Consider the following 26,560-nt stretch of genomic DNA (forward strand, 5'->3'; position numbering starts at 1 on the left):
TTCAGAATCTATAATTGAAATGATGGTGAAACAATCATGTCTAACGAAAACACCCGTGTGGTGGTTGGAATGAGTGGCGGGGTAGACTCGTCAGTAACAGCACTTTTGCTGAAAGAACAAGGGTATGATGTTGTCGGGATCTTTATGAAAAATTGGGATGATACCGATGAAAACGGTGTTTGTACCGCAACAGAAGACTACAAAGACGTAGCCAAAGTGGCTGCGCAAATCGGGATTCCTTATTATTCAGTGAATTTCGAAAAAGAATATTGGGACCGTGTATTTGAATATTTCCTTGCAGAATACCGTGCCGGACGGACACCTAATCCAGATGTCATGTGTAACAAGGAAATCAAGTTCAAAGCCTTCTTGGATTATGCGATGGATCTTGGTGCCGATTATGTAGCCACTGGCCATTATGCACAAGTGACCGTTGATGAGAACGGCGTGACCCATATGTTGCGAGGCGTGGATAACAACAAAGATCAAACGTATTTCTTAAGCCAATTGTCACAAGAACAATTGAGCAAAACCATGTTCCCACTAGGCGGTATGGAAAAATCAGAAGTACGAGCGATCGCTGAACGGGCCGGTCTAGCAACAGCCAAGAAAAAAGATTCCACTGGTGTTTGCTTTATCGGAGAAAAGAATTTCAAACAATTTTTGAGTAATTACTTGCCAGCGAAAAAAGGCAACATGGTTACATTAGATGGCGAAGTCAAAGGACAACACGATGGCTTGATGTACTACACCATCGGACAACGTCAAGGCTTAGGCATTGGCGGCGGCGGTGCCACTCAAGAACCATGGTTTGTAGTTGGAAAAGACTTAGCAACCAACACTTTGTATGTGGGGCAAGGATTCCATCACCCCGCATTGTATGCAGATCGCTTGGAAGCAAGCCAAATCCACTTTACCACAGACCAAGATCGCGGAACGGAATTTTCATGCACAGCAAAATTCCGCTACCGTCAACAAGATGTACCGGTAACGGTGCGTCTATTAGAGGGAGATCGGGCAGAAGTGATTTTTGACGAACCAGTACGCGCCATCACTCCTGGACAAGCAGTCGTTTTTTATGACGGCATGGAATGCTTGGGCGGCGGTTTGATCGATGCAGCCTACAAAGAAGCCAAAGAATTACAATATGTTTAACCACTAACACAATCAGCCCTAGCTAAGAACACTGAACCAATCAGTTGCACTTAGCTAGGGCTTTTTATAAATCAATTCGAAAATCCGATTGGAGCGAACGCTTTCTATTTCAAAAATTTAGTCAAAATATGCTATAATTTAGTCAGAAAATGAATGTTTTTGATGTATTGGCATTTTTAAAAGAAGGAGGGAGGATCATGAATCGTACCAAAGCCAATCTCATGAAATGGGGGCTTGTCGTTAGTGTCGTAGGGGTGGTGATGCTTCATCAGACTCAGGTCATTTCAAGTCAAATCAACCATCTTGCCTTAGCCGTACTATTGGGTTTAGTCGGGTATTTGCTTGTTTTTAAAAAGTTCTACTTCTTGTCCTCTCAGATTGCGGGGCATTCCGATCAGTATAATCAAGCAGAAGTCAAGTGGGGCAAAATTGCGGGGGGTGTCGCCTTCTTTATTGCGCTGATCAATTTGATTTTGGTCTTTGTGTGAGTGCGACGGAAAAAAGCCACCAAAAGAAATCTTTGACGGAAACTGGGTTGCTTTGCTCATGATCGATCATCAAATTCGGCTTGGTGTGCTTGAAAAAAGCGGTAATACTGCTGGACACTAGCTAACTGCGTCCACTTCCGAACATCGACGGGCGTTTGATCCAAATCATAGATTTTGGCTTCCTTTAAAGACAAAACGAAAGGACTATGGGTAGCAATAATGAACTGACACTGTTCATAGCGAACAAAATCTTCCAGTAACTGCACCAGTTCCAGTTGACGCTCAGCAGAAAGAGAATTTTCTGGTTCATCTAATAAGTAAAGGCTGTTGGGACGAATCTTTTCTTGAAAGAAGCGAAAGGCACTTTCGCCATTGGAATATTCTCGGACATTGTCGATCAAGTGCTTGCGGGTGAATTTGGACTGTGTGTTGGATCGTGCAAGATTGATTTTCTTCAATTCATGGTAGTCGTCAAAACCTGTGAAACGAAAGTCCGCATACTTTGCTTGGTAGTATTCTTGAAACACTTCTTCTCGGCGATGATCGATCCCTTGATTTAAGTTTCGAATACCCAGCATGAAGTCAAAGACGTCATCGCTGGTCAAAAGCACTTTTTCTTGCGGTTCGTCGTTGCTACGAGCAGAACAGTAGGATAGATAGTCCTCGAAAAAATTCGACCGATTATACGCAGCAAAGCGCTGCGCGTGGATCTTTTCGGCAATCACGTTCAATGCAGTGGTTTTGCCAGAACCATTGCCGCCATATAAAATCGTGATTGGTTCAAAATCGATCTGTTGAAAACGGCGGGCACTGAGAATCTGAAAAGGGTAGTAAGAATCATAGACAGTCCGTTGGATAGAAAGGAAAAAATCAAACTCGGTTTCTTGATCGGGAAAAGTGATTTGTTCGAGATACATGGGGCACCTCCTAGCAGTTTCGTGGTTGCCATTATTGTAGCATATCCATCACAGATAAAAATTTTTTTGCGAGGTTAAAATAAATCTTGTTTGCTATTTTTTTAATCTTTTACTGTTATATTCACAACAGGAAACTTCTGTGCTAGACTATAAGGGCATAGAAATGATGTAATCTTAAGCAACTGATAAAACGTACAAAAAAACGAAGGTTTAATGAATTCTTTAAGCGATGTTTAAATGCTGAAACTTATTCCTTGCAAGTTTAAGTAAAAGTGACTAATATGAGGAAGGAATCGTGAAAGGAGCAATGGAATGTATCAAGTAGTAGTCATGTATGGGGACAATGAACCGTGGTGGTTTTTTGAGGGATGGCAGTCAGATATTCAAGAGGCGTTCACATTTGCAACTTTCAGCGAGGCGCAGTCATTTTATGAACAAAAATGGCAAGAAATCAGAGAAGAGTATTCGTACATAAATGCAAAATCAAACTTTATGACGGCTTTTTGGAATGAAGAAGACGAACGCTGGTGCGAAGAATGCGACGATTACCTCCAACAATATATTGGACTGGCATTGCTTAAAGAATATCAGCAAGTCGTCGATGAAAGCAGGAAAGATTTTTATGAAACAACTAATTCTAGCGGAAAAGCCAAGCGTTGCCAAAGACCTCAGCAAAGTTTTGGGCTGTGAGCAAAAACATAAAAATTATTACGAAGGACCCAAGGCGATCGTTACTTGGGCCCTTGGTCATTTATTGGGCTTGAAAATGCCTGAAGATCTAAATAAAGACTGGGCATCATGGCAGATGGAAACATTACCGATGATCCCGAAGTCCATCGGGATCAAACCGTTGCCAAAAACCGGTCATCAACTAAAAGCCATCAAACAATTGGCTCAAAGAAAAGATGTTGGGGAAGTTGTGATCGCTACCGATGCGGGAAGAGAAGGGGAGCTAGTTGCTCGCTGGATTTTGGAGTGGGTTCGTTTTGACAAACCAGTCAAACGTTTGTGGATTTCTTCGCAAACCCCTAAAGCCATCAAAGAAGGCTTTGCAAAATTGCAGTCAGCCAAGCACTACGACAATCTTTACTACTCCGCCCTTGCGCGGGCAAAAGCCGACTGGCTGGTAGGGTTGAATGTCACGCGGGCATTGACGGTCAAATATCAAGACAATCTTAGTGCGGGTCGGGTCCAAACCCCTACCTTAGCTTTGGTGCGCAGTCAGGAAATGCAGATCGAGAGTTTCCGTCCGCAAACCTATCATGTGATTACCCTAAACGTAGGTGATGCCAAGGCTCGCCTGCATCAAAAAAATCCTTATCAATTAAAAGAACGCAGCGATGCTGAAGCATTGGTCAAACAGATGAGTCAACAGAATGGTCGCGTGACAGCGATCGAAGAAAAGGTCAAAACAGAAAGTGCACCACTGCCCTACGATTTGACCGAGATCCAACGAGAAGCCAATCAGCGTTATGGTTTTTCTGCCAAGAAGACCTTGTCGCTTGTTCAAAGCTTGTATGAAACCCACAAGATCGTCACTTATCCAAGGACGGATTCCAAGTATTTGACCAATGATATGAAGGCAACCATGAAGGAACGTCTGCAGGCAGTTGCGGATTTTGCCCCAGAAGTCAAAGGATACTTGAAAAATGGTGGACAAGTGGTGCAGCAAGCTGTCTTCAATGATAAAAAAGTCACCGATCACCATGCCTTATTGCCAACGGAACAGCGGGCACGGTATGAAAAATTAACTACCGATGAACAACGGATCTATCAAATGATCGTTAGTCGTTTCTTGATGCTCTTTGCGAAACCCCATAAAAAGCAGCAGCAGAAAGTGACCGTGACCTTTGGTTCTGAGACCTTTGTGTTCAACCGCAATACCGTGTTAGAAGCGGGATGGAAAACGACTTCTGAAGAAGAAACCAGTGATGTGGCTTGGCAAAAAGGCAGTACCGTCAAGCCTGAGTTCACCATCCAAAAAGAGTTGACCACACCACCGAAACCGTTGAATGAAGGAACTCTTTTAGGCAAAATGGAAAAACACAGTCTTGGCACGCCAGCAACCCGTGCGGAGATCATTGAAAAGCTGATCAAATCTGAGCTGATGGAGCGGACCCCAAGCGGCTTGCAAGTATCGCCAAAAGGCAAGCAGCTGTTAGTCTTAGTCAATCCATCCTTGGTGACACCAGAATTGACGGAAAAATGGGAGAAGGAACTGGAAGCCATCGCGAAAGGCACCTATTCTGCCCAAACCTTCCTCGCACAAATCGAAGCGGACACCAAACAACTGGTCAAAGAAATCAAGCAAAGCGAAAGCAAGTACCAAGATTTCTCATTGACCCAAAAACGGTGTCCCGAATGCGGCGAACCATTGCGGGAGAAAAATACCCGTGATGGCAAGATCTATGTTTGCTCCAGTGGCACTTGCAAGTACCGTCGTCGGAAAGACCCGAAAGTTTCGAACCGACGTTGCCCGCAATGTCACCGAAAGATGGAGATCATTGAGGGCAAAAATGGCGCCTATTTCCGCTGTAAATTCGATGGGACCACCGAAAAAATGGCGGATAAAAAAGAGCGCAGCAAAAAGCTGTCGAAACACGAAGAACGCCGCTTGATGAACAAAATCAATCAAGAAGAACCGCAAGAAAGCCCATTAGCAGCTGCTTTAAAAGCTGCTTTAAAAGCTGCTATGGAGAAGAAATAACTGAATGAGGTAGAAAATAAAAAAGAGTGAGGACGATTTTGCTGTTCCTCGCTCTTTTTTTGCATCCATCCATTCACTCATCTAGGCATTTTTTTGACGGTATTCTTTCGGTGAGATTTTTTCTTTCTTTTTGAACAAGAAGGAAAAATAATTTGGGTCATTGTAGCCAACATCAAAGGCGATCTCAGATAGCCGCAGATTGGTCGTTAACAGCAGTTCCTTAGCTAAGGTCAACCGTTGCTCGGTCAAGTATTCGATAAACGTAGAATCAGTGGCTTGCGAGAAGATGGTGCTAAAATGTGCTGGACTCAAATGAACTTTTTCAGCAACTACATTTAAGGAAATATTGGGATCAGAAAAGTGCTCACTGATAAAGGCTTTGGCTTGATTGATGACGCTTTGATATTTCGCCATTGCAGGATTGATGGGTTGTTTGGTCAATAATGGCAACAGTTCTGCCAGAGTCGTTTGATAGTTCTCTGGCTCATGGGTCAATGCCGCTAGATAATCTAAGTCATGGGCGTGCTGAACGATCTGGGGCAGCGAATGACTGTCTTTTTTCTTCAACAATGCCAGCAGTTCGACTAAGACGAACAAACGGTACATTTGCGTTCGCTCAACGGTTCCTTGAGGCGCCATCAATTCAGCGATCAGCTCAGGGATCGTCTGTTTCCCAGCATTTGCCAGCCGCGAAGCAAGATCGGTTTTGAAAGGATTGGTGGGGGACAGTTCCCCTTCGCGAATGTCATCTTCATAGCTGATGATTTTTTCCTTGCGGATGCTGCCATAGGTTTTTAGCATGTCGCGAGCTTTCTGATAAGAAAGAGAGATACCCGAGAAGCGGTCTGCTACCGGTCCGATCGCCACTGCTACTTCTTCCCCAGAACCATGAACGAGGCTTTGAGCGATCTGATAGGCTTTTTCTAAAACTTGTTCTCGGTCGTGGTCAAAAAGTAAAAACTTGATGAAGCGACTGGACACACTGGAGAACAAGACGGCATCATCTTGCTCATAGGCTTTGGTCAGCTGCTGGCTAAAGCGAGTGTAGTCAGAAAAGCTTTGATTGAAGGGGGTTTTTGCTAACAGCACACAAAACTGTTTGCCTGAAAAGCGCCGGCCCAGTTCTTCTGCTTGCAAAAAGGCTTCTGAGATCGTGATCTTTTGTTTAAAGAGGTGATTAAGAAAGTGATTTTTTTTGATTTCCATTTCGAATAAATCGTCTTCTTTGGATAATTGCTGATGAGTGGTTTGTTGTTCATCTAAGTGTTGAACGACGGTTTTGATGGCTTGTTCTAATTCTTCGTTTTTGATGGGCTTGAGTAAGTAATCGTCTGCTTGCAGCTGCAGTGCCGTTTTTGCATAGTCAAAATCATCAAAGCCGCTAACAAAAATAATGCGAACTTGCGGCAATAATTTTTTGGCTTCTTTCGCAAAGACCAACCCATCCATAAACGGCATTTTGATATCACTGATAATAATATCCGGACGCAGATCAAGGATCGAAGCCAGCGCCAATTCGCCATCGGCGGCTTCATCGCTATAAACGATCGGGTATTGTTTGGCAAGAGTCATGATTTGGTGACGCAAACTATCGCGAATCAGATGTTCATCTTCAACTATGAACACTTTGTACATGGTTGGGTTCCTCCCTTTTTGGTACTGTGACTGTAATCGTGGTGCCTTCTTGGTATTGACTGTGGATCGTCAGTTGCGCTTCGCTGCCGTAGTTCAGCTGGAGACGGCGATAGACGTTATATAGGCCATAGCCGCTCTCAGAGGCGGGATCAGTGGTTTCTTTAAGGTTACGACGAATCTCCTGCAAACGCTCAGGGGCGATCCCAACGCCGTTGTCACTGATGGTCATTTGAATCTGGTGGGGCAGTTCTGACACTGTGATTCGAATCATACCGACACGGCGGACAAACTTGGTGCCATGATATACGGCGTTTTCAACAAGGGGCTGCAGGACCATTTTCAGGACCTGTAGTTCTGGACTGACGGTTTGATCTTCAATGGTGTAAGACAGCATCCTGCCATAGCGGATCTGTAAAATCTTCAAGTAATCATCCACATGCCGCAATTCTTTTTCCAAAGGGATCCAGTCTTGCCCTTTGCTTAGTGAGATGCGGAAAAAATCTGACAGCGCATAGGTCATTTCCGTTGCTTGCTCATAACGGGCAGCTTCGATCAAAGAAACGATCGCATCTAAACTATTATAGATGAAATGTGGAGTGATCTGGGCTTGTAAGACCCGCACCTCACTTTGGGCTAAGTGATACTGCTTCAAGGCATTTTCTTCCAAGAGCCGAGTCAAGTCATCTGCCATTCGATTCAAGCTACTCGTCAGAGTCCGCAGCTCTGGGGTCTCGGGCAGTTCTGCTCGGTAGCTCAAATGTCCTTGGGATAGTTCATTGGAAAGGTCTAACAACCGATCCAGCGGGTATTGCAAATTATCTCGAACAAAGCGCCGGTTTTTATTGATGATCGCAAAGATGATCAAAAGCAACACGACTTGAAAAAGGATCAGCAGCAACACGGATTGGACTAGTTCGTGATTGGTTTGGCTGGCTAAGCTGATCTCTACCCCGACGAATTGCTGCAAAATATCGGATAGCAAATCGATCACCGAATCCACTTGGATCATGACGTATTGGTTTTTTTCCACCGGCTCATCCTTGAGAATATTATCGATCAACTGTTGCTGATAGGTTTCTAAAGAATCGAGCGTCCGAAAGGCGACTGCTAAAATATTGAGCTCTTTGGCAGTGCTGGTATTTTCTTGGATGTGTTGCAGATCGCTCCTTAGTTCATCGATCACATTGGTTTTTTGGACTTGTGCGACGGTTTTTTGACCAAAGACTAAATCCCACATTTCTTCCAAGACAATGGCATCGACTTTTTCCGATAGTTGATTGGCTTCTTCAATATTGTTGATGGTATTTTGGTAAATGAAAATCTGCCGCGAGTAAAAGACACTGCTTACTACGAGGGGGATAAAGGCGACGAGGATCATCAGTTTATTCGTCTGTTGAAAGATGCCCTTGATACTTTTTGTTTTCATCTTCATCCCCTCAATAATTTCTCGGCGGAATCTGATCGAAATCCATGTCACTGGAAAAAACCGTTTCATGGACATAGATTTCACGAGGAATGGCATCAGCGCCGCGAGCCAAGTAGCGCGAGATGGCATTTTTGACGAACACACCAGCATCTGGGTTGCACTCAACGACACAATTGACCACTCCTTGCTTCAATTTATCGATCATTTCTTTTTGGGCATCGATCGATACGATCACTAAATCCTTCCCTGGCTCAATATCGGTTTTTTCGAGGGCTTCAAGAGCACCGAGAGTCATCTCGTCATTGTGACTGAACAAGACATCGATCTGCTCCATTTTGCCTTCTGCGATGTATTGTTCAATGACTTCTTTGCCTTTGCGGCGAATGAAGTCACCATTTAGCTCATCTTTGACTTGGATCGTTACATTGTTGTGGGCATAATCACGCTTGATGGTTTCTCGGAACCCTTCTGAGCGCAAATACGTCGGAGACGTAGCATCCAGTCCCGTCAATTCTAAAACATTGATCGTTTCATTTTGATGTTCTTTATAATAATTGCTGACGTAGAGACCCGCACGATTGCCCTCGGCTTTGAAGCTTGGCCCGATATGGGTCAAAAATAAAGAGGGGTCACTGACATTGACATGACGATCCACCACGAAAACGGGAATCCCCGCTTGCGCCGCTTCTTCCAAAATCGGTTCCCAATTGTTTTCCTGAATCGGGGTAAAGACGATGGCATCGACTTGATACACGATAAAACTGCGGATATCTTGGATCTGCCGCTCTTGATTCATATAGCCGTTACGATAGAGCACTTCATAGCCTTCCTTCTCTAATTCAGTGCGGATCGATTCCGTATGGCGCTTGCGCCAGCTGCTTTCTGTTCCCGATTGAGAAAAACCGATCACGATACTTTCTTCCGATGTTTCAGTGGTTGTTTCTTTGTTTGCTTGGCAACCAGCCAAGCAAGCTAGAAACAAACAGACGAACAACCCAATTTTTATATTCCTCATTTTTTTTCACCTCTATAGTCTATTCTACTAAAAAATACGGAAGCGCTTTACACAAAATATCAAATCAAATAAAAACCAAGGGAATCTTAAAAAATCCAAGATTCCAAAGAGAAAAGGGGGCAACTGGGCCGTTTTTTTCTCAAGAAATCCAAGAAACCTCGAAAAAATCTAAATGTAAGCGATTCCTTAACTGGCTATACTGAATATGTAAGAAAAAGACATGGAGGGATCACAATGAAAGGTACTTTTGGTAAATTGGTCGTCCTAGCATCCACCTTATTGGTTGGTGGATTGTTAGCAGCTTGTGGGAATGGATCAGATAGCGGGGCAAACGGTGACGGAGACAAAGGATTTGTTGGGATCGCGATGCCGACCAAATCGGCAGAACGATGGATCGCAGATGGCGACAATATGGTAGAGGAATTAGAGAAGCTTGGCTATAAAACTGACCTGCAATATGGAGAAGACAAAGTAGAAAACCAAGTGGCACAAATTGAGAACATGATCACCAAAGGCGTTGATACTTTAGTGATCGCCTCGATCGATGGGTCGGCACTGACGGACGTGTTGGAAAAAGCCCATAACGAAGACATCACAGTCATCGCCTATGACCGTTTACTGATGAACTCGGAATACGTCGATTATTATGCCACCTTTGATAATTTTGGGGTCGGCGTGCTGCAAGCGTCTTATATTGAAGACAAATTAGGTCTCAAAGACGGTGAAGGACCATTTAACATTGAATTATTCGGCGGCTCTCCAGATGATAACAATGCACTGATCAATTATAATGGGGTCCTTTCGGTCTTCCAACAATACTTTGACAGCGGACAACTAGTCGTTCCTTCTGGTCAAACCAACTTCAACCAAATCGCTACCTTGCGTTGGGATGGTTCAACTGCACAAGCTCGGATGGACAACTTGTTGAGTGCCAACTATACGGATCAAACATTGGATGCCGTTCTTTCACCTTATGATCCAATCAGCCTAGGAATCATTTCATCGCTTAAAGGTGTTGGCTATGGTTCTTCCGATAAACCACTACCTGTGATTACTGGTCAAGATGCGACGGTGGCAGGAGTGAAATCAATCATCGCGGGTGAACAAACCCAAACGATTTTCAAAGATACACGGGTGTTAGCGAAAAACACGATCGAAATGATCGAAGCCATCACCAATGGCGAGGAAGTGCCGGTCAACGATACGGAAACCTATGACAATGGCGTCAAAGTCGTACCAACCTATTTGTCAAATCCCGTTTCTGTGGATAGCGACAACTACAAAGAAGAACTGATCGATACCGATTACTATACAGAAGAAGAGCTAGGCATTTAAGCAAGAAGTACAGATCCAGCGAGAAAAGATGCTAGTTTCCCCGAAAGCAGTAGGGAAGAACGAATCATCCCCAGTATTCGTTCTTTCCGCTTTTCTTACAAACGGATCGGTTCACTTTTACATAAAAAGGAAAAGGGTGAAAGAACATGGCAGATAATATTTTGATGATGAAAGGCATCGTCAAAGAGTTTTCAGGGGTTCGCGCCCTTGATAACGTCAACCTCTCGATCGAGCGAGGAGAGATCCACGCACTGTGTGGAGAAAATGGCGCCGGCAAGTCCACGCTGATGAATGTCTTAAGCGGACTCTATCCTTACGGCAGCTATGACGGAGAGATCTATTATGAAGGGGAGTTATGCAAGTTCAAAGATTTGCGGGACAGTGAGGACAAAGGAATCGTTATTATTCATCAAGAGTTAGCCTTAAGTCCTTACCTCTCGATCAAAGAAAATATCTTTCTAGGAAATGAACAAGCCAAACACGGCATCATTGATTGGGATCTGACCGAAAAGAAAACAGACAACCTCTTAAAGATCGTTGGCTTAAAATTAGACCCGAATACGCTGGTTTCACAAATCGGTGTCGGGCATCAACAGCTGGTGGAAATTGCCAAAGCATTTTCAAAATCCGTCCGATTGTTGATTTTAGATGAACCAACTGCGGCGTTGAATGAAGAAGAAAGTGCCAATCTGTTAGAGCTGATCAAAGAGTTTCGCAACCAAGGGATCACTTCGATCATCATCTCCCACAAGTTGAATGAAATCGTCAATGTGGCGGATCGCATCACGATTTTACGAGACGGGCAAACGATCGAGACGCTGAGTGGTGCCGAAATCTCTGAAGAGCGCATCATTCGCGGCATGGTTGGGCGAGACTTGACCAATCGCTACCCAGAGCGGAACCCCACTATTGGTGAACCGTTTTTTGAAGTCAAAAATTGGACGGTCCATCATCCAATCGACCATACCCGTGTGGTGAATGAAAATTTGAACTTGATGATCCGCAAAGGAGAGATCATCGGTATCGCCGGTTTGATGGGTGCGGGACGGACTGAGTTTGCCATGAGTGTCTTCGGTCATTCCTACGGCAGTTCGATTTCGGGGGAAGTCTATAAAGACGGCCAACCGATTTCTGTCAAAGACGTGCCAACCGCCATCAAAAATGGGTTAGCCTATGTGTCGGAAGACAGAAAAGCGCTGGGCTTGAATCTGCTGATGGATATTCGCGAGAATACCACCATTGCTAGTCTTGCCAAAATCAGCCGCCAAGGGGTCATCGATAAAGAAAAAGAAGTCACGATGGCCGAAGAATTCCGCAAAAAAATGCGGACGAAAACCAATTCGATCTATCAAAACGTCGGCAGCTTGAGCGGCGGGAATCAGCAAAAAGTCGTTTTGGCAAAATGGCTGATGACCACACCAGACATCTTATTTTTAGATGAACCGACCCGTGGGATCGATGTCGGGGCGAAATACGAAATCTATACGATCATCGAAGAGATGGCAGCAGCTGGCAAAGCCATCTGTATCATTTCCTCGGAGTTGCCAGAACTATTAGGCATGTGCGACCGAATCTACACGATGAACGAAGGCCGCTTCACGGGCGAAGTGTTACGGGAAGAGGCGGATCAAGAACGATTGATGAATCTAATGACATTAGAAGAGAGTGGGGTTTGAGATGGAAACAACCAATAAATTAAAAAAAGAACGCAGCCATTCGCTGAAAGAAAAGGCACTGGAAATCTTTAGTAAATACAGTATGATCATTATCTTAGCAGTATTATTGGTGGCCTTTCAGCTCATGACCGATGGGATTTTCTGGCGGCCGCTGAATATCACCAACCTCGTGTTGCAAAACAGTCATATTCTCGTTTTGGCAGCTGGTATGCTTTTGGTCGTCTTGTTAGGACACGTCGATCTATCCGTAGGGTCTGTGATGGCGTTTGTCGGTGCGATTGCAGGCGTTTTAATGGTCAATAACGGCATCAGTCCTTGGCTGGCAGTGCCTCTTTGCTTACTGATGGGGGCAGTGATCGGTGCCTGGCAAGGCTTCTGGGTCGCGTATGTCGGTATCCCAGCATTTATTGTGACCTTGTCTGGTTTACTGATGTTTCGAGGACTGACCCAAGTCGTCTTAGGCGGTCAATCATTGGCGCCGTTTCCCAAGGCATTCCAACAAATTTCTACTGGGTATTTGCCAGATATTGCAGGCGGTCAGATCCATTTACTTTCCATGATTTTAGGTGTAGTGATCACGGGCATCCTGATTTTAGGCCAATGGCGGACCCGTGAGCGTCGCAAAAAAAATCTTTTTGAAGTGGAATCAATGGCAGCCTTTGCCTTTAAAGCCGTCTTTACTGCGGTCGTATTTCTCGGCGCTACCTATATCTTTGCCTCTTATCAAGGGTATCCGATCATTTTGATTGTCTTAGGGGTGATCGTGGCTGCTTATGGCTTTTTGACTAACAAAACCGTTGCTGGTCGTCAAATCTATGCAACCGGCGGCAATAAGAAAGCAGCTGAACTTTCGGGAATCAAGACGAAGAAAATCACCTTCTGGGTCTTCGTGAACATGGGGATGATGGCAGCTTTGGCGGGCTTGGTTTTAGCCGCTAGGTTGAATGCAGCCACACCGCAAGCGGGAACGTCAATGGAATTAGATGCAATGGCCGCAGTGTATTTCGGCGGTGCTTCCACCTCAGGCGGTATTGGTACCGTGATGGGGGCGATCGTCGGTGGTCTGGTGATGGGTGTCTTAAACAATGGGATGTCGATCTTAGGAGTCGGTGTCGATTGGCAGCAAGCCATCAAAGGGTTGATTTTGCTGCTGGCTGTCGTGTTGGATATCTACAATAAGAAAAAGAAAATTTCGTAGGAGGGCCTGTTTATGGAGGACCAAGCACAAAAGACGATTTTATTGATTTGTACCGCCGGCATCACTACGGGACTCTTAGTAAAAAATATGCAGCGGGCCGCAGATGAAAAAGGGCTAGCTGTGCATATCTATTCGGCACCAGCCATCATTGCTGAACAGATCCTGCAGCAGCAAACAGTCGATGCTTTGTTGATCGGTCCGCAGTCGAAGTACGAAGTCAATCGATTAAAAGACTTTCTCATGGTCAAAGCGGTGCCATATAAATTAATCAAAGAAACAGATTACGAGCTGTTAGATGGCGAAGCTGTCCTTACAGACAGCCTCACCCTCTTACAAAACGATCGCTAGGCTCAAAAAAGAGCTATGTGTTTCAGCGTTTGAATATGTTGTTTAGAGTAGTGCCTTGCGAATCCCCCAAGCAAGCACTACTCTTTTTATCGTAAAGTAGTTTGATCACCTGATAGGGAAGAACCGTCGATTGAATGCTGCTTCGGTCAGTTCCTGTGCTTCGTTTGCCAGTGAGTGGACAGGTGGCAAAAGTACAGTAAAGGCGGCGGATCTTTTCCAATGAGGAAATAGTCAAGAATCGATCTTGTATCTGTTTCCTTAAGCAGCAAACAACTCATAGAATGGAGGAACAGATTATCGAACCAGCAGACCTTACCCAGATTCGCCCCAGTAAACGACAACTACAGTGGCAGCAGTTGGAATTTTATGGCTTTATCCACTTTGGTCTCAATACGATGACCAATCGTGAATGGGGACTCGGCAATGAGTCGCCAACGGTATTTGACCCGCAAAATTTAGACTGTCATCAATGGGTTTCCACAATGAAGCAAAGCGGTATGCAGGGAATCATTTTGACCTGCAAACACCATGACGGCTTTTGCTTATGGCCAAGCCAGCACACTGCTTTCACAGTCGCTTCAACGCCCTGGCGCAATGGTCAAGGTGATTTAGTGAAAGAACTTTCTGATGCTTGCCGTCAAGCAGACCTGAAATTCGGCATTTATTTATCGCCTTGGGATCAGCATGAAGCTTGTTATGGAATGGGGCAAGCCTATGATGATTTTTATACGGCGCAGTTGACAGAACTTTTAACCAATTATGGTGATATATTCGAAATATGGTTAGATGGCGCCAATGGTGAAGGGCCCAATGGAAAACGCCAAAACTATGATTGGGAACGGTATTATCAAGTGATTCGAGAGCTGCAACCCAATGCGGTGATTGCGATTTGCGGACCGGATGTCCGTTGGGTAGGAAACGAAGCGGGGCAAACCAGACTTCAAGAATGGAGTGTGGTGCCAGCAGCATTAAAGGATGCTGAAAAAACAGCGAGTCATTCGCAAAAAGCCGATAGCGCAGCGTTTCGGCAATCGATCTCCAGTATGGAAATGGATTTAGGAAGCCGACAAGCGCTGAAAAAGTACGGCATTAAAGAAGCTGCTGAATTGGCTTGGTACCCTGCTGAGGTCAACTTATCAATTCGCCCCGGCTGGTTTTATCATCCATCAGAAGACCAACAAGTAAAAAGCGGCGCTGAGCTCTGGTCCTTTTACAAGCAGAGCGTTGGGGGCAATAGTTCTTTTCTACTTAATGTGCCGCCGATGCCGGATGGTATGATCCATCCAACGGATCAAAAGGCATTGCAGCAATTAGGTCACTCGATTAAACAATTGAAAGAGGTGTCGACTGAAAGGACCGGCACGTTTGCGAGCTCTTCAACCAGTGTGTCCAGCAGAATGGATAAGCTCCAACTATCTCAAGCGTTTGGCCAGTATTGGAAACCGGACCTGGAAGACAAACGGCCATGGCTGACCCTACATTTTGCAGAACCGGTCGTCATCAATACACTTGTACTGAAGGAAGCGATTCAATATGGGCAACGGGTAGAAAAAGCAAAAATTTTTCTGCAAACGGCAGAAGGACCACAGTTGCTGACCGAAATAGTGACGATCGGCTATCAAAAAATCATCAGCTTTGAAGCGGTCGGCGTGTCTGCTGTCAAAATCGTTTTTACTCAAGTTCGGCAAACACCGATCATTCAAACCATGGCCGCTCGCTATGTGCCTCAGGAAGAATAAAAAAGCAACCCAAAAACAGACAGTCGGCTGACTGTCTGTTTTTGGGGGATACAAATAAGGAATAAAAGTGGATATTAGTTAAATGCGACTGCCTAGGGGGCAAATCCGAGAACAGTGCATGGTAACTACAAATTAAGGAAGTGTGATGACATTTTCTGAATCTTTATCGAAGAAGTGTGCTTTGTTGATGTTGAAAGCCAAATCAACTGTTTCACCTGGACGATGGAAGTCGCGGGCATCAACTTTCGAGATAAATTCAGTCGCACCTACACGTGTATAAAGCATTGTTTCTGCACCTAATAATTCAGATACGACTACTTCGGCACGTACAGTTGCTTCAGGAGAAGCTTCCAATGCGATTTGTTCACTGTGGATATCTTCTGGACGAATACCAAAGACTAATTGTTTGCCTTCGTACCCTTTTTCCACAAGAACCTTGTTCTTGCCTTCAGGAATACGTAAGTTCAAGCTTTGTCCATCAGAGATCATGCCGTTTTTCAACGTAACATTGAAGAAGTTCATTGCTGGTGAACCGATAAAGCCGGCAACGAAAATATTTTTCGGCGTGTTGTAGACTTCTTTTGGTGAACCGATTTGTTGAATGAAGCCATCTTTCATGATAACGATCCGGTCAGCCATGGTCATCGCTTCTGTTTGGTCATGGGTTACATAGATTGTCGTTGTTTCTAAACGTTGGTGTAATTTTGCGATTTCCGCACGCATGGCAACCCGCAATTTCGCATCTAAGTTTGACAACGGCTCATCCATCAAGAAGACTTTGGCATCACGAACGATGGCACGGCCTAAGGCAACCCGTTGACGCTGACCACCAGAAAGGGCAGCAGGTTTACGATCTAAGTATTCTGTTAATCCTAAGATCTCAGCGGCATTTTCTACCCGTTTTTTGATTTCTTCTTTGTCGTATTTACGCAATTTCAAACCAAATGCCATGTTGTTGAAAACAGTCATATGGGGATACAATGCGTAGTTCTGGAAAACCATCGCGATGTCGCGGTCTTTTGGTGCCACATCGTTCATTACTTTTCCACCGATGCTCAATTCGCCTTCAGAAATATCTTCTAAACCAGCGATCATTCGAAGGGTTGTGGATTTTCCGCAACCAGAAGGTCCGACGAAAACGATGAATTCGCGATCAGCGATATCTAAATTAAAATCAGTTACCGAATACGCATCATTATTGTCATATTTTTTGTGGATATTTTTTAAGGCCATTTCTACCATTGGGATTACCTCTTTCCATTTAGTTTACATGAATAGCATAAATGAAAACGCTTCGAATGTGCAACGGAAACCTGCACAAGAAAAAAACGTTTTCTTGTGCAGGTTGTTTAATTGCTCTGATGGGTGAATTGGTCGATCAGTAAATAGCAAAGCAAAAGATCATCCATATTTTTTAAATTCAAGCGCGTCAGTGTTTGAAACTTATCGATCTTATAAAGAAGGGAATTCCGATGCATAAATAGTTCTTTGGCAGTAGAACTCGCATTGCCTTGATTGCGCCACAGTGATTGAATGATCGTTTCGGTCTCTTCTTCAAACCAATCTAGATACAAGGTACGGAACAAGGAAATATACTCGGAAAAGCCATTGCGAAAAAGAGAGAAGACCACTTTGGGCAGATCCATACTTTTACTGGTAGTTTTCGTTTTTAACTCATTTTTGAACAGGGTAGATTCACTCGTCCATAAGGTAGTGAAGTCGTGGCGTGGGTGATGGAAGGGACCGACGAATAGCTGAGAATAGCAGTCGAAATCCATATCCAAAGCCACGAATAAGCCGTCAAGATCTTCGATGGGCAAATTGGCACCATCTTGTTTTTCTACGATCACCGCATGGTCTTCGGTGAGGAAAAAAAGATCCACCACGCTAGGGAGCATTTGCTGGATCTCTGCGAGCCATTCGGATTGCAAGGAGTCGATGGGTCGGGTGAAATGAACTTGCAGCATTCGGACCCACGTTTGGTCTTGAACGGGCTGATGTTCAAATAAAATTGGATACCATGGATGGTTTCGGTTATCGATTTCTGGTTGCAAAGAGCCGTTTCCCAGTTGGATCAGCAGTTTTTCACTGTCACTTAATTGGTCAGTTGGCAGCCAAATATATTTATTGCCGAAAGCGATGGATTCGATGTCCTTCGTTGTGGATACTTTGTCATGCAGCGTTGCCTGGGGAAAACGCGCTTTGATGTCATTAAAAGAAAAAATGAGAAAGACCTCCTTTGAGATGCTCTACGTATTCTTCATTTAGTATAGCATGTTCTAAAAAAACCGTTCAAAATTTTCTCAGGAAAAAAACACAGCCCTTCACCGAAATCTCTGCCTTTGCATGGCAGGATGGTTGCTTTTTTCCCCGAAGCGATTGCTTCTATAATCCTAACAGTTGTTTTTTCTTGAAGGCAAATTCTTCTTCAGTCAGAATTCCTTCGTCAACCAATACTTTTAGTTCACGTAGTTCAGCAATGACCTGTGCCGTCGGATTTACAGTTGATCGCGGGGGCAGTATCGCATGCTCACGGGGGAAGTTAGTGAGATAGCGCTGTATGATCCGAGCAATCAGCAGGTCTTTTTCGGCAAAGCAAAGGGAGTGGTTTGGTTCCGTCCTTCTGCGAGAATGGGTTTCTCTGATTGCCCCGCCGCCAATATACAGTTCCAAGAAGCCATTGCCTTTCCAAAGACCAGATTCGGCAACTTCTTTCAGATTGATACTGGTGATCTGGGGAATCTGCAAAACCTGCTTTTCTTTCTTTTTGTAGTCGAGGATCATGAGGGTATCTTCTGTGATGGCCCAAGCCTCACGATAATGATAAGACAGTAATTTGATTTTACCAGCCTCCTCATCCACGTAACTTTTGGCTGATTGCCCGCCAAGTATTGCAAGGCGAGTGGTTAAAAAATCATAGGCTTTTTGGGCATCGATTCGATTGGTGAAATAAAGCAGGTGAGGATCACCTGGTACCTGCAGGCGGAGGTAGTCCACTAAGAGACCTTTGCCTATATGTAATTCCACATCGGCAATTTTTGCCATGGGAATCTTTTCATCTGGGATTTTTGGATGGGTATGGTTTATCAAAACACCTTTACTGGTAATAAACCAGCGACAACTAGCCTCGTGTTTGCGATTCTCTCGATATTTTTTTGAATAAAGAATGATTGGCGCCTCACGATTTTCATTCATATTTCTCGTCAAAGTGTTTGCCTCCTTCATAGAAATAACTAACTATTTATTCAATTATACAACAAATTTAATCTTATTTATTTTTATTATGATTAAAATCGAGGTGAATAATCGTTTGGAATTTTTTCTCTATTACTTTTTCAGAAAAATTAGTATAGCAGCAATTGACAAGGAAGCGGTTTCTTGGTATCTTAGATGTACGGACAACTTTTGAAAGATGGGATGAAAATGGCGAATAAGTACGAACAACTAGCGGATATCTTAAGAGAAAAGATCCGCTTAGGCACCTATCAAGAAGGCGATGCGATCCCTTCAGAAGCAACCTTACAGGAAGAATTTCATTATAGCCGCCACACGGTGCGCCAAGCGATCGCTGTTTTGGTCAATGAAGGCTATTTAAGAAAAGAACGGGGCTCAGGCACCTACGTTTCAAAACCTGAGACTGTCAATCATAAAAATCGCAAAACAATCGGGATCATCATGACCTATTTGTCTGATTATATCTTCCCCTCAATCATGCGCGGCGTGGAGCAGACATTGCGGGAGCAAGGCTACTCACTGCTTTTAGGCTCAACCAACAATGACCATGAGCAAGAAAGAGCGTGCTTGCAGCAAATGATGGATCAAGGGGTAGATGGGTTGATCGTTGAACCAACGAAGAGCAGCCAGTACAACCCGAATCTTGCCTATTATGTCGCCCTTCAAGAAGCTGGGATTCCTCTCGTCATGATCAATGCCTATTACGAAGAACTAGACTTGCCGCATATTTGTGTCAACGATACACGTTCTGGGTTTTTAGCAACCAATTATCTATTAGAGCAACAGCATCAGCAGTTGATGATGATCACGAAAATCGATGACTTACAAGGGAAATATCGGATGAAAGGGTTTGTCAAAGCGTTGACCCAAGCCAAGCGGACGTTTGCAGCAGAAGACGTCTTGACGTATACGACGGAGTCAAAAGAAGCCGTTATTGAACAAGCGATCCAGCGCTTGACGGCTGCCGATAATCAAGTCACAGGCATCGTTTGTTACAACGATGAGATCGCGCATCGCTTGATTCAAGCATTGACGGCTGCGGGGAAGAACGTTCCTACTGATTTTTCGATCGTGGGTAACGATGACTCGCCTCTTAGCACCTTGTCCACACCGACGATCACCACACTGACTCACCCGAAAGAAGCGATGGGGGAATTGGCGGCACAATGGATCACTACAGGTAAGGCAACAGAAGCGCAACGCTTTTATTTTGAACCGGAGCTGATCGTTCGCGGTTCAGTCAATAACCAAAAAGGAGAGTAAGAAGATGACTCAACAAGTAAGGCAAGCAATTATTGACGGGCGCACGTCTCTTGGGATCGAGCTAGGCTCGACACGGATCAAAGCTGTCTTGATCGATGAGCAGTTTCAGACGATCGCTTCCGGCAGCTTTGAATGGGAAAATCAATTGGAACAAGGGATTTGGACCTACTCACTAGAGGCGATTTGGCAAGGACTGCAAGCCAGCTATCAAGAGTTAGCGCACAACATCCAGCAGCAATTCGAGGTGCCTTTGACGACGATCGGCAGTATCGGTTTTTCTGCAATGATGCACGGCTATATGGCCTTTGATCAGCAAGGCACGCTGTTGGTACCTTTTCGGACATGGCGCAATGCGATCACGGAAGAAGCAGAAAAAGCCTTGACGGCATTGTTCCAATACAACATCCCGCAGCGGTGGAGTATCGCGCACTTGTATCAAGCGATTTTGAATCAAGAAGCCCACGTCCCAGAGGTCGCTTTTTTCACTACCTTAGCCGGCTATGTCCATTGGCAGCTGACAGGGGAAAAAGTTATCGGAATCGGCGATGCATCTGGGATGTTCCCAATAGATAGTACGACAAAAAACTATGATGCGAATATGCTGCAGCAATTTGATGCACAAATCAGCAGTCAGGGGTATCCTTGGCAGATCAAAGACCTTTTGCCACAAGTGTTGACAGCAGGCGAACCAGCCGGCACATTGACGGCAGAAGGCGCAAAAAAACTCGACCCAACTGGTACTTTGCAAGCTGGCATCCCGTTATGTCCGCCAGAAGGCGATGCGGGCACTGGCATGGTTGCCACGAATAGTGTGGCACAGCGAAGCGGGAATGTTTCAGCCGGGACGTCGGCTTTTGCCATGATCGTCTTAGAAGAACCCTTAACTAAAGTGTATCCAGAGATCGATTTGGTCACGACGCCTTCTGGAGATTTGGTGGGGATGGTCCATACGAATAACTGTACCTCGGAGATCAATGCCTGGGTCAAAATTTTCCGCGAATTTGCCGACGCAGCTGGAATGAAACTTTCCACGGAAGAATTGTTTGCGTCCTTATTCAACGAAGCATTGAAAGGGGATTCAGAATGTGGCGGGATGCTTTCTTATGGCTATTATTCTGGTGAAAATATCACTAAGATCCCTGAAGGACGGCCGCTTTTCGTCCGATCGCCAGAGAGTTCTTTTACTTTAGCAAATTTCATGCGCTTACATCTGTTTAGTGCCTTTGGTGCGATGAAGATCGGGATGAAGATTCTGGAAGCCGAAGACGTCGCCATTGATCGAATCGTTGGTCACGGGGGGATCTTCAAAACGCCAGAAGTTGCCCAACGTGTCTTGGCAGCTGTCATGGAAGCCCCAGTCACGGTCATGGAAACGGCTGGTGAAGGCGGCGCCTGGGGGATCGCCCTTTTAGCAGCATACCTTCGCCGTCACACGCCAGAACAATCCTTGGCAGCATTCTTAGCAGATCAAGTATTTAAAAATGACCACGGCGTGACGTTAGCCCCGACAGAAGCCGACATTCAGGGGTTCACCGTCTTTACTCAACGTTACCAAGCAGGGTTGCCGATCGAGCAAGCGGCAATCGATGCGTTGATTTAAAAAGAAAGAAGGGAATTTTGTGTTAGAAGGATTAAAAGAAGAAGTCTTTCAGGCCAATTTGGCATTGCCGAAGCAAGGATTGATCAAATACACCTGGGGCAATGTGTCAGCAGTGGATCGCCAACAGCAGTTGTTTGTCATCAAACCTAGCGGTGTTGACTATGAAACCATGCAAGCCAGTGATATGGTGGTTTGTGATTTTGAGGGCAACGTAGTGGAAGGAGCGAAAAATCCTTCCTCCGATACGCCAACGCATGCCGTTTTATACAAAGCATTTCCAGAAATTGGTGGGATCGTCCATACCCATTCTACTTGGGCGACGAGCTGGGCTCAGGCAGGACTCGATCTGCCAGCGATGGGCACAACTCATGCCGATACGTTTTATGGAGCAGTCCCCTGTGCCCGCTTTTTGACCCAAGCCGAGATCGATGAAGGTTATGAAGCACAAACAGGACAGGTGATCGTCGAAACCTTTAAGGAACGCGGCATCACGCCAGAAGAAATTCCTGGTGTCTTGCTTCACGGTCATGGACCGTTTACCTGGGGCAAAACGGCGGATGCGGCGGTGATGAACGCAGTGGTCTTAGAAGAAGTTGCTAAGATGAATTTTATCACGCGTCAGCTGAACAGTTACGCACCCGAATTGCCGCAGCGGGTCTTAGACAAACATTATTTACGCAAACATGGAGAAAATGCCTATTACGGGCAAAAATAACGAAAAAGGAGCAAGTAGAATGTTAGAAATCGGGAAAAAAGAATTTTGGTTCGTCGTAGGATCACAGCACTTATACGGAGAAGAAGCATTACAAGAAGTACGGGACCATGCAGAAGAAATGGTCAAAAGCTTAAATGACAGCTCAAAGCTGCCTTATCCAGTCGTTTTACAAGAACTCGCTGTTACTGCCGATACGATTACGAAAATCATGAAAGAAGTCAACTATCGGGATGAAGTCGCTGGGGTGATCACCTGGATGCATACCTTCTCACCAGCAAAAATGTGGATTCGCGGCACGAAATTATTACAAAAACCATTGCTGCACCTTGCCACTCAATACAATGAACAAATTCCATGGGAAACCATCGATATGGACTTCATGAACTTGAACCAAGCGGCTCATGGTGACCGAGAATATGGATTTATCAATGCCCGTTTGAAAAAGCAAAACAAAATCGTTGTCGGCTATTGGAAAAATGAAGCCATCCAAAAAGAAATCGCTGCTTGGATGGACGTGGCAGTCGGTTACAATGAAAGCTTCCAAATCAAAGTCGCTCGTTTTGGCGACAACATGCGTAACGTTGGGGTGACGGAAGGCGACAAAGTCGAAGCACAGATCCAATTTGGTTGGACCGTTGATTATTTTGGGATCGGCGATTTGGTACAAGTTGTCGATGCGGTGACTGACGAAGAAATCGATGCACTCTTTGAAGAATACAGCCAGCTGTATGATTTCGATTATGGCGATTACGACAAAGAAGAGTGGGCACGTCATGTCAAAGCCCAAGCCAAACAAGAAATCGGTCTGCGCCGCTTCCTTGAAGCAGGCGGCTATACGGCATTTACCACGAACTTTGAAGACCTGTATGGTATGCAGCAGTTGCCTGGTTTAGCTGTACAACGCTTGATGGCAGAAGGCTATGGGTTTGCCGGTGAAGGGGACTGGAAAACAGCCGCTATTGACCGCTTGATGAAAATCATGGCTCACAATAAAGCGACTGGCTTTATGGAAGACTACACCTATGAGCTGACACCAGGAAAAGAAGCCATCTTGCAATCCCACATGATGGAAGTCGATCCAGTATTAGCAGCCAATAAACCAAAAATCGTGGTTTCACCACTGTCAATGGGGGATCGTGAAGACCCAGCTCGCCTCGTCTTTGACGGCCAAGGCGGCGAAGGTGTCGTGGTTTCGATGGCCGACTTTGGCACCCACTACAAATTATTGATCAATGAAGTCGATGCCTTTGAGCCAACTGAAGAAGCACCAAAACTACCGGTTGCACGAGTAATGTGGACGCCAAAACCAAACTTCCACGATGGCGTCAAACAATGGATCGAAACAGGCGGTGGCCATCACACCGTTGTCTCACTTGTCTTAAATTCTGACCAGATCGAAACATGGGCGAAGCTTGTAGGATTAGAATACGTAACGATCAAATAAGTACCCAATCACAAAAGAAATCGTTGGCGATGCCGGCGGTTTCTTTGCGTTTTTCTTAAGCTTTCTTGCCTTCTAGCTGCAAAGTGCAGATAAGCAGACCCCTGAAAGCACCAGCAATCAGCAAAATTGACTTTTAAATATAGGGGGCATAGACTTTTATGTAAGAGTGGAACAATGGACTAAAAGGAGGAGCACAATGAAGACAACCTACGATACACCAGAGTATTATCAGAAAATGAACGCTTGGTGGCGAGCAGCCAACTACCTTTCCGTTGGTCAGATCTATTTGAAAGACAATCCCTTATTGCGCCGCCCCATCGAAGAAAAAGATTTGAAAGTGAATCCAATTGGTCACTGGGGAACGATCGCCGGACAAAATTTTATTTACACCCATCTCAATCGCGTCATCAATAAGTACGACTTAAACATGTTTTATATCGAAGGACCGGGCCATGGCGGACAAGTCATGGTTGCGAATGCTTATTTAGACGGCAGCTACAGCGAGATCTATCCAAAAGCCACCCAAGACGAAGCAGGGATGAAACATCTATTCAAAACCTTCTCTTTCCCAGGTGGGATCGCTTCTCATGCGGCACCTGAAACGCCAGGTTCGATCCATGAAGGCGGCGAGTTAGGCTATTCCATCGCCCACGCTACCGGAGCTATTTTAGACAATCCCGATGTCATTGCAGCAGTAGTGGTCGGTGATGGCGAAGCCGAAACCGGACCATTAGCGGGCAGCTGGTTTTCAAACACCTTTATCAATCCAGTCAATGATGGCGCAATTTTGCCTATCTTGCATTTGAATGGCGCCAAAATTGCCAACCCAACGATTTTGGCTCGTAAAAGCGACCAAGATCTCACGAAATATTTTGAAGGCATGGGTTGGACCCCTTATTTCGTAGAAGGGGACGATCCAGAAGCCGTTCATCCGCAATTGGCACAGAAGATGGATCAAGCCATCGAACAGATCCACGCGATCCAAGCAGAAGCCCGCAAAGGTTCTGCGGAAGAAGCCGCTATGCCTCATTGGCCTGTTTTGATCGTTCGCACACCAAAAGGGTGGACTGGACCGAAAGTCTGGGATGGCGAGCCGATTGAAGGGGGATTCCGTGCCCACCAAGTGCCGATCCCGGTCAATGCGAAACACATGGAACACGTGGATGCTTTGACGGATTGGCTGCAGTCTTATCGTCCAGAAGAGCTTTTTGACGAAAACGGCCGCATCAAAGCTGAGATTCAAGAATTGGCGCCAAAAGGGGAGCAACGGATGGCTGTCAACCCAATCACCAATGGGGGGATCGATCCGCAACCGCTACGCTTGCCAGATTGGCAAGCACATGCCATTGCGATTGAGACACCAGGGGAAACGACTGCCCAAGATATGATGGTCTTCGGAAAATTTGCCCGTGACATCATCAAAGAAAATCCTGACAACTTCCGCATTTTTGGCCCAGATGAAGCCAAATCCAATCGGTTGAACCATGTGTTCGAAGTCACGGACCGCCAATGGTTGGAGCCAAAACATCCTGATTATGATGAATGGCTGTCTTCAGTGGGCCGTGTGATTGATTCACAATTATCAGAACATCAAGCAGAAGGCTTCTTGGAAGGCTATGTGCTGACGGGGCGTCATGGCTTCTTTGCCAGCTACGAGTCGTTCCTAAGAGTCGTTGATTCTATGATCACGCAGCACTTCAAATGGTTACGAAAAGCCCATGATCTTGACTGGCGCAACCCGTACCCCTCATTGAATTTGATTGCTTCATCAACGGTCTTCCAACAAGACCATAATGGGTACACCCACCAAGATCCAGGGATCATGACCCATATTGCAGAGAAAAAAGCCGACTTTGTGCGGGTCTACTTGCCAGCCGACGCCAATAGCTTGATGGCTGTCATGGCAGAAACGCTCGCTTCTGAAGAAAAGATCAATCTAGTGGTCTCTTCAAAACACCCACGTCCGCAGTTTTATTCGGCGGATGAAGCGAAAGTGCTTGTCAAAGATGGCTTGAAAGTCATCGACTGGGCATCGACAGATGAAGGACAAGAACCCGATATTGTGATCGCAGCTGCTGGGACGGAACCGAATTTGGAAGCTTTAGCTGCTGTTTCGTTGCTGATTGAAGCCTTCCCAGAGTTGAAAGTCCGCTTCATCAATGTGGTCGATCTATTGAAATTGCGTCGTCCAGAAGTCGATCCTCGTGGGTTGAGCGATGAAGCATTCGAAGCCTACTTTACGAAAGACAAACCGATCGTGTTTGCTTTCCACGGGTATGAAGGACTGATTCGCGACATCTTCTTTGGCCGTCGCAACCAACAGCTTCATATTCACGGGTACCGAGAAAATGGCGACATCACGACACCGTTTGATATGCGGATCCTTTCTGAATTGGATCGCTTCCACTTAGCCAAAGACGCCGCCGAATGGGTCTATGGAGAAAAAGCAACGGACTTTGCCCAAAAAATGGCAGACACCGTTGCGTATCACCATGACTTTATTCGAGAAAACGGCTATGATATCGCCGAAGTCGAAGAGTGGGAATGGAAACCATTGCGTTGATTTATTCTCCACAACACCAACGTAAGACAGTTTAAGAACAAAAAAAGCACAAAAGAAACAAAACGATCCGCAACAGGGTCGGGACGCCTTACCAAGGAAGCC

Annotated in this window: 21 protein-coding genes; 14 read left to right on the plus strand and 7 right to left on the minus strand. The window is 45.3% G+C overall.

The window, feature by feature from the left end:
- Positions 1 to 36: 36 nt before the first annotated feature.
- Entirely contained in the window at positions 37 to 1,155 is a 1,119-nt protein-coding gene (gene mnmA / locus IGI84_RS02175) for a tRNA 2-thiouridine(34) synthase MnmA (RefSeq protein ID WP_081118293.1), read from the plus strand.
- Between the two features lie 197 nt (positions 1,156 to 1,352).
- Positions 1,353 to 1,643: a hypothetical protein gene (locus IGI84_RS02180; protein ID WP_241508735.1), complete on the plus strand. Its 291-nt coding sequence runs from the start codon at positions 1,353 to 1,355 to the stop codon at positions 1,641 to 1,643.
- Positions 1,644 to 1,699: 56 nt separating this feature from the next.
- Here the strand turns inward: IGI84_RS02180 and IGI84_RS02185 are convergent, their stop codons facing one another.
- Positions 1,700 to 2,560 (minus strand): AAA family ATPase, encoded by an 861-nt coding sequence (locus IGI84_RS02185; RefSeq protein WP_081118295.1) that lies wholly within the window; start codon positions 2,558 to 2,560, stop codon positions 1,700 to 1,702.
- 312 nt (positions 2,561 to 2,872) lie between these two features.
- Here IGI84_RS02185 and IGI84_RS02190 point away from each other — a divergent pair, with 312 nt between their 5' ends.
- Both IGI84_RS02190 and IGI84_RS02195 read left to right on the plus strand, forming a co-directional pair.
- Positions 2,873 to 3,250 carry a DUF1033 family protein gene (locus tag IGI84_RS02190; protein WP_005227251.1) on the plus strand — a complete coding sequence of 126 codons (378 nt, stop codon included), beginning with the start codon at positions 2,873 to 2,875 and terminating at the stop codon, positions 3,248 to 3,250.
- The gene (locus IGI84_RS02195) at positions 3,183 to 5,267 is read left to right on the plus strand and encodes a DNA topoisomerase III (protein WP_430600664.1); all 2,085 of its coding nucleotides are present in this window, start codon (positions 3,183 to 3,185) and stop codon (positions 5,265 to 5,267) included. Before IGI84_RS02190 ends, IGI84_RS02195 begins: the two co-directional genes overlap by 68 nt.
- Positions 5,268 to 5,348: 81 nt before the next feature.
- Here the strand turns inward: IGI84_RS02195 and IGI84_RS02200 are convergent, their stop codons facing one another.
- The 3 genes from IGI84_RS02200 to IGI84_RS02210 are packed head-to-tail and all read right to left on the minus strand — an operon-like array spanning position 5,349 to position 9,343.
- The gene (locus IGI84_RS02200) at positions 5,349 to 6,902 is read right to left on the minus strand and encodes a response regulator (RefSeq protein WP_081118297.1); all 1,554 of its coding nucleotides are present in this window, start codon (positions 6,900 to 6,902) and stop codon (positions 5,349 to 5,351) included.
- Positions 6,880 to 8,328 (minus strand): sensor histidine kinase, encoded by a 1,449-nt coding sequence (locus IGI84_RS02205; protein WP_081118298.1) that lies wholly within the window; start codon positions 8,326 to 8,328, stop codon positions 6,880 to 6,882. Before IGI84_RS02205 ends, IGI84_RS02200 begins: the two co-directional genes overlap by 23 nt.
- Positions 8,329 to 8,338: 10 nt before the next feature.
- Positions 8,339 to 9,343 (minus strand): ABC transporter substrate-binding protein, encoded by a 1,005-nt coding sequence (locus tag IGI84_RS02210; protein WP_081118299.1) that lies wholly within the window; start codon positions 9,341 to 9,343, stop codon positions 8,339 to 8,341.
- Between the two features lie 234 nt (positions 9,344 to 9,577).
- Between IGI84_RS02210 and chvE the strand changes: the two genes are divergently transcribed.
- The 5 genes from chvE (at position 9,578) to IGI84_RS02235 (ending at position 15,639) form a co-directional block, all read left to right on the plus strand.
- Positions 9,578 to 10,678, plus strand: coding sequence for a multiple monosaccharide ABC transporter substrate-binding protein (chvE, locus tag IGI84_RS02215; RefSeq protein ID WP_005231478.1), 1,101 nt, complete (start codon positions 9,578 to 9,580; stop codon positions 10,676 to 10,678).
- 146 nt (positions 10,679 to 10,824) lie between these two features.
- Complete coding sequence (gene mmsA / locus IGI84_RS02220) at positions 10,825 to 12,354, plus strand: multiple monosaccharide ABC transporter ATP-binding protein (protein ID WP_005231476.1); 1,530 nt, start codon at positions 10,825 to 10,827, stop codon at positions 12,352 to 12,354.
- A gap of 1 nt (position 12,355) precedes the next feature.
- A complete protein-coding gene (gene mmsB / locus IGI84_RS02225) occupies positions 12,356 to 13,552 on the plus strand; it encodes a multiple monosaccharide ABC transporter permease (RefSeq protein ID WP_005227258.1) in 1,197 nt (398 codons plus the stop codon).
- Between the two features lie 12 nt (positions 13,553 to 13,564).
- Positions 13,565 to 13,900: a PTS sugar transporter subunit IIB gene (locus IGI84_RS02230; RefSeq protein WP_008376144.1), complete on the plus strand. Its 336-nt coding sequence runs from the start codon at positions 13,565 to 13,567 to the stop codon at positions 13,898 to 13,900.
- A gap of 281 nt (positions 13,901 to 14,181) precedes the next feature.
- Positions 14,182 to 15,639, plus strand: a complete 1,458-nt coding sequence (locus IGI84_RS02235) for an alpha-L-fucosidase (protein WP_241508736.1) — start codon at positions 14,182 to 14,184, stop codon at positions 15,637 to 15,639.
- 132 nt (positions 15,640 to 15,771) lie between these two features.
- Here IGI84_RS02235 and IGI84_RS02240 read toward each other — a convergent pair whose 3' ends face one another.
- The 3 genes from IGI84_RS02240 to IGI84_RS02250 all read right to left on the minus strand — a co-directional run bounded on the left by IGI84_RS02240 (position 15,772) and on the right by IGI84_RS02250 (position 18,864).
- Positions 15,772 to 16,881, minus strand: a complete 1,110-nt coding sequence (locus tag IGI84_RS02240; RefSeq protein ID WP_077453935.1) for an ABC transporter ATP-binding protein — start codon at positions 16,879 to 16,881, stop codon at positions 15,772 to 15,774.
- Positions 16,882 to 16,988: 107 nt separating this feature from the next.
- Complete coding sequence (locus tag IGI84_RS02245) at positions 16,989 to 17,693, minus strand: helix-turn-helix domain-containing protein (protein WP_228078822.1); 705 nt, start codon at positions 17,691 to 17,693, stop codon at positions 16,989 to 16,991.
- Positions 17,694 to 18,024: 331 nt separating this feature from the next.
- The gene (locus tag IGI84_RS02250) at positions 18,025 to 18,864 is read right to left on the minus strand and encodes an SHOCT domain-containing protein (protein WP_081118301.1); all 840 of its coding nucleotides are present in this window, start codon (positions 18,862 to 18,864) and stop codon (positions 18,025 to 18,027) included.
- A gap of 165 nt (positions 18,865 to 19,029) precedes the next feature.
- On the opposite strand from IGI84_RS02250, the gene IGI84_RS02255 reads away from it, so the two are divergent.
- The 5 genes from IGI84_RS02255 (at position 19,030) to IGI84_RS02275 (ending at position 26,458) form a co-directional block, all read left to right on the plus strand.
- Positions 19,030 to 20,136 carry a GntR family transcriptional regulator gene (locus IGI84_RS02255; RefSeq protein ID WP_081118302.1) on the plus strand — a complete coding sequence of 369 codons (1,107 nt, stop codon included), beginning with the start codon at positions 19,030 to 19,032 and terminating at the stop codon, positions 20,134 to 20,136.
- A gap of 4 nt (positions 20,137 to 20,140) precedes the next feature.
- Positions 20,141 to 21,736 carry a xylulokinase gene (locus IGI84_RS02260; protein WP_220426287.1) on the plus strand — a complete coding sequence of 532 codons (1,596 nt, stop codon included), beginning with the start codon at positions 20,141 to 20,143 and terminating at the stop codon, positions 21,734 to 21,736.
- Between the two features lie 19 nt (positions 21,737 to 21,755).
- A complete protein-coding gene (locus IGI84_RS02265) occupies positions 21,756 to 22,451 on the plus strand; it encodes an L-ribulose-5-phosphate 4-epimerase (RefSeq protein ID WP_008376133.1) in 696 nt (231 codons plus the stop codon).
- A gap of 19 nt (positions 22,452 to 22,470) precedes the next feature.
- On the plus strand, positions 22,471 to 23,895 hold the full coding sequence (gene araA / locus IGI84_RS02270) for an L-arabinose isomerase (RefSeq protein WP_142424148.1): 1,425 nt from the start codon (positions 22,471 to 22,473) through the stop codon (positions 23,893 to 23,895).
- Between the two features lie 196 nt (positions 23,896 to 24,091).
- Positions 24,092 to 26,458 carry a phosphoketolase family protein gene (locus tag IGI84_RS02275; RefSeq protein ID WP_005227267.1) on the plus strand — a complete coding sequence of 789 codons (2,367 nt, stop codon included), beginning with the start codon at positions 24,092 to 24,094 and terminating at the stop codon, positions 26,456 to 26,458.
- The last annotated feature ends 102 nt before the right edge of the window (positions 26,459 to 26,560 follow it).

Origin of the sequence: Enterococcus sp. DIV0008 (genome assembly GCF_050542615.1) — a bacterium.
GTDB lineage: Bacteria > Bacillota > Bacilli > Lactobacillales > Enterococcaceae > Enterococcus_D > Enterococcus_D innesii.

Coding starts and splice junctions, on each gene's coding strand:
- mnmA (WP_081118293.1), top strand. CDS start 37: ATGTCTAACGAAAACACCCGTGTGGTGGTTGGAATGAGTGGCGGGGTA.
- IGI84_RS02180 (WP_241508735.1), top strand. CDS start 1,353: ATGAATCGTACCAAAGCCAATCTCATGAAATGGGGGCTTGTCGTTAGT.
- IGI84_RS02185 (WP_081118295.1), bottom strand. CDS start 2,560: ATGTATCTCGAACAAATCACTTTTCCCGATCAAGAAACCGAGTTTGAT.
- IGI84_RS02190 (WP_005227251.1), top strand. CDS start 2,873: ATGTATCAAGTAGTAGTCATGTATGGGGACAATGAACCGTGGTGGTTT.
- IGI84_RS02195 (WP_430600664.1), top strand. CDS start 3,183: ATGAAACAACTAATTCTAGCGGAAAAGCCAAGCGTTGCCAAAGACCTC.
- IGI84_RS02200 (WP_081118297.1), bottom strand. CDS start 6,902: ATGTACAAAGTGTTCATAGTTGAAGATGAACATCTGATTCGCGATAGT.
- IGI84_RS02205 (WP_081118298.1), bottom strand. CDS start 8,328: ATGAAAACAAAAAGTATCAAGGGCATCTTTCAACAGACGAATAAACTG.
- IGI84_RS02210 (WP_081118299.1), bottom strand. CDS start 9,343: ATGAGGAATATAAAAATTGGGTTGTTCGTCTGTTTGTTTCTAGCTTGC.
- chvE (WP_005231478.1), top strand. CDS start 9,578: ATGAAAGGTACTTTTGGTAAATTGGTCGTCCTAGCATCCACCTTATTG.
- mmsA (WP_005231476.1), top strand. CDS start 10,825: ATGGCAGATAATATTTTGATGATGAAAGGCATCGTCAAAGAGTTTTCA.
- mmsB (WP_005227258.1), top strand. CDS start 12,356: ATGGAAACAACCAATAAATTAAAAAAAGAACGCAGCCATTCGCTGAAA.
- IGI84_RS02230 (WP_008376144.1), top strand. CDS start 13,565: ATGGAGGACCAAGCACAAAAGACGATTTTATTGATTTGTACCGCCGGC.
- IGI84_RS02235 (WP_241508736.1), top strand. CDS start 14,182: ATGGAGGAACAGATTATCGAACCAGCAGACCTTACCCAGATTCGCCCC.
- IGI84_RS02240 (WP_077453935.1), bottom strand. CDS start 16,881: ATGGTAGAAATGGCCTTAAAAAATATCCACAAAAAATATGACAATAAT.
- IGI84_RS02250 (WP_081118301.1), bottom strand. CDS start 18,864: ATGAAGGAGGCAAACACTTTGACGAGAAATATGAATGAAAATCGTGAG.
- IGI84_RS02255 (WP_081118302.1), top strand. CDS start 19,030: ATGTACGGACAACTTTTGAAAGATGGGATGAAAATGGCGAATAAGTAC.
- IGI84_RS02260 (WP_220426287.1), top strand. CDS start 20,141: ATGACTCAACAAGTAAGGCAAGCAATTATTGACGGGCGCACGTCTCTT.
- araA (WP_142424148.1), top strand. CDS start 22,471: ATGTTAGAAATCGGGAAAAAAGAATTTTGGTTCGTCGTAGGATCACAG.
- IGI84_RS02275 (WP_005227267.1), top strand. CDS start 24,092: ATGAAGACAACCTACGATACACCAGAGTATTATCAGAAAATGAACGCT.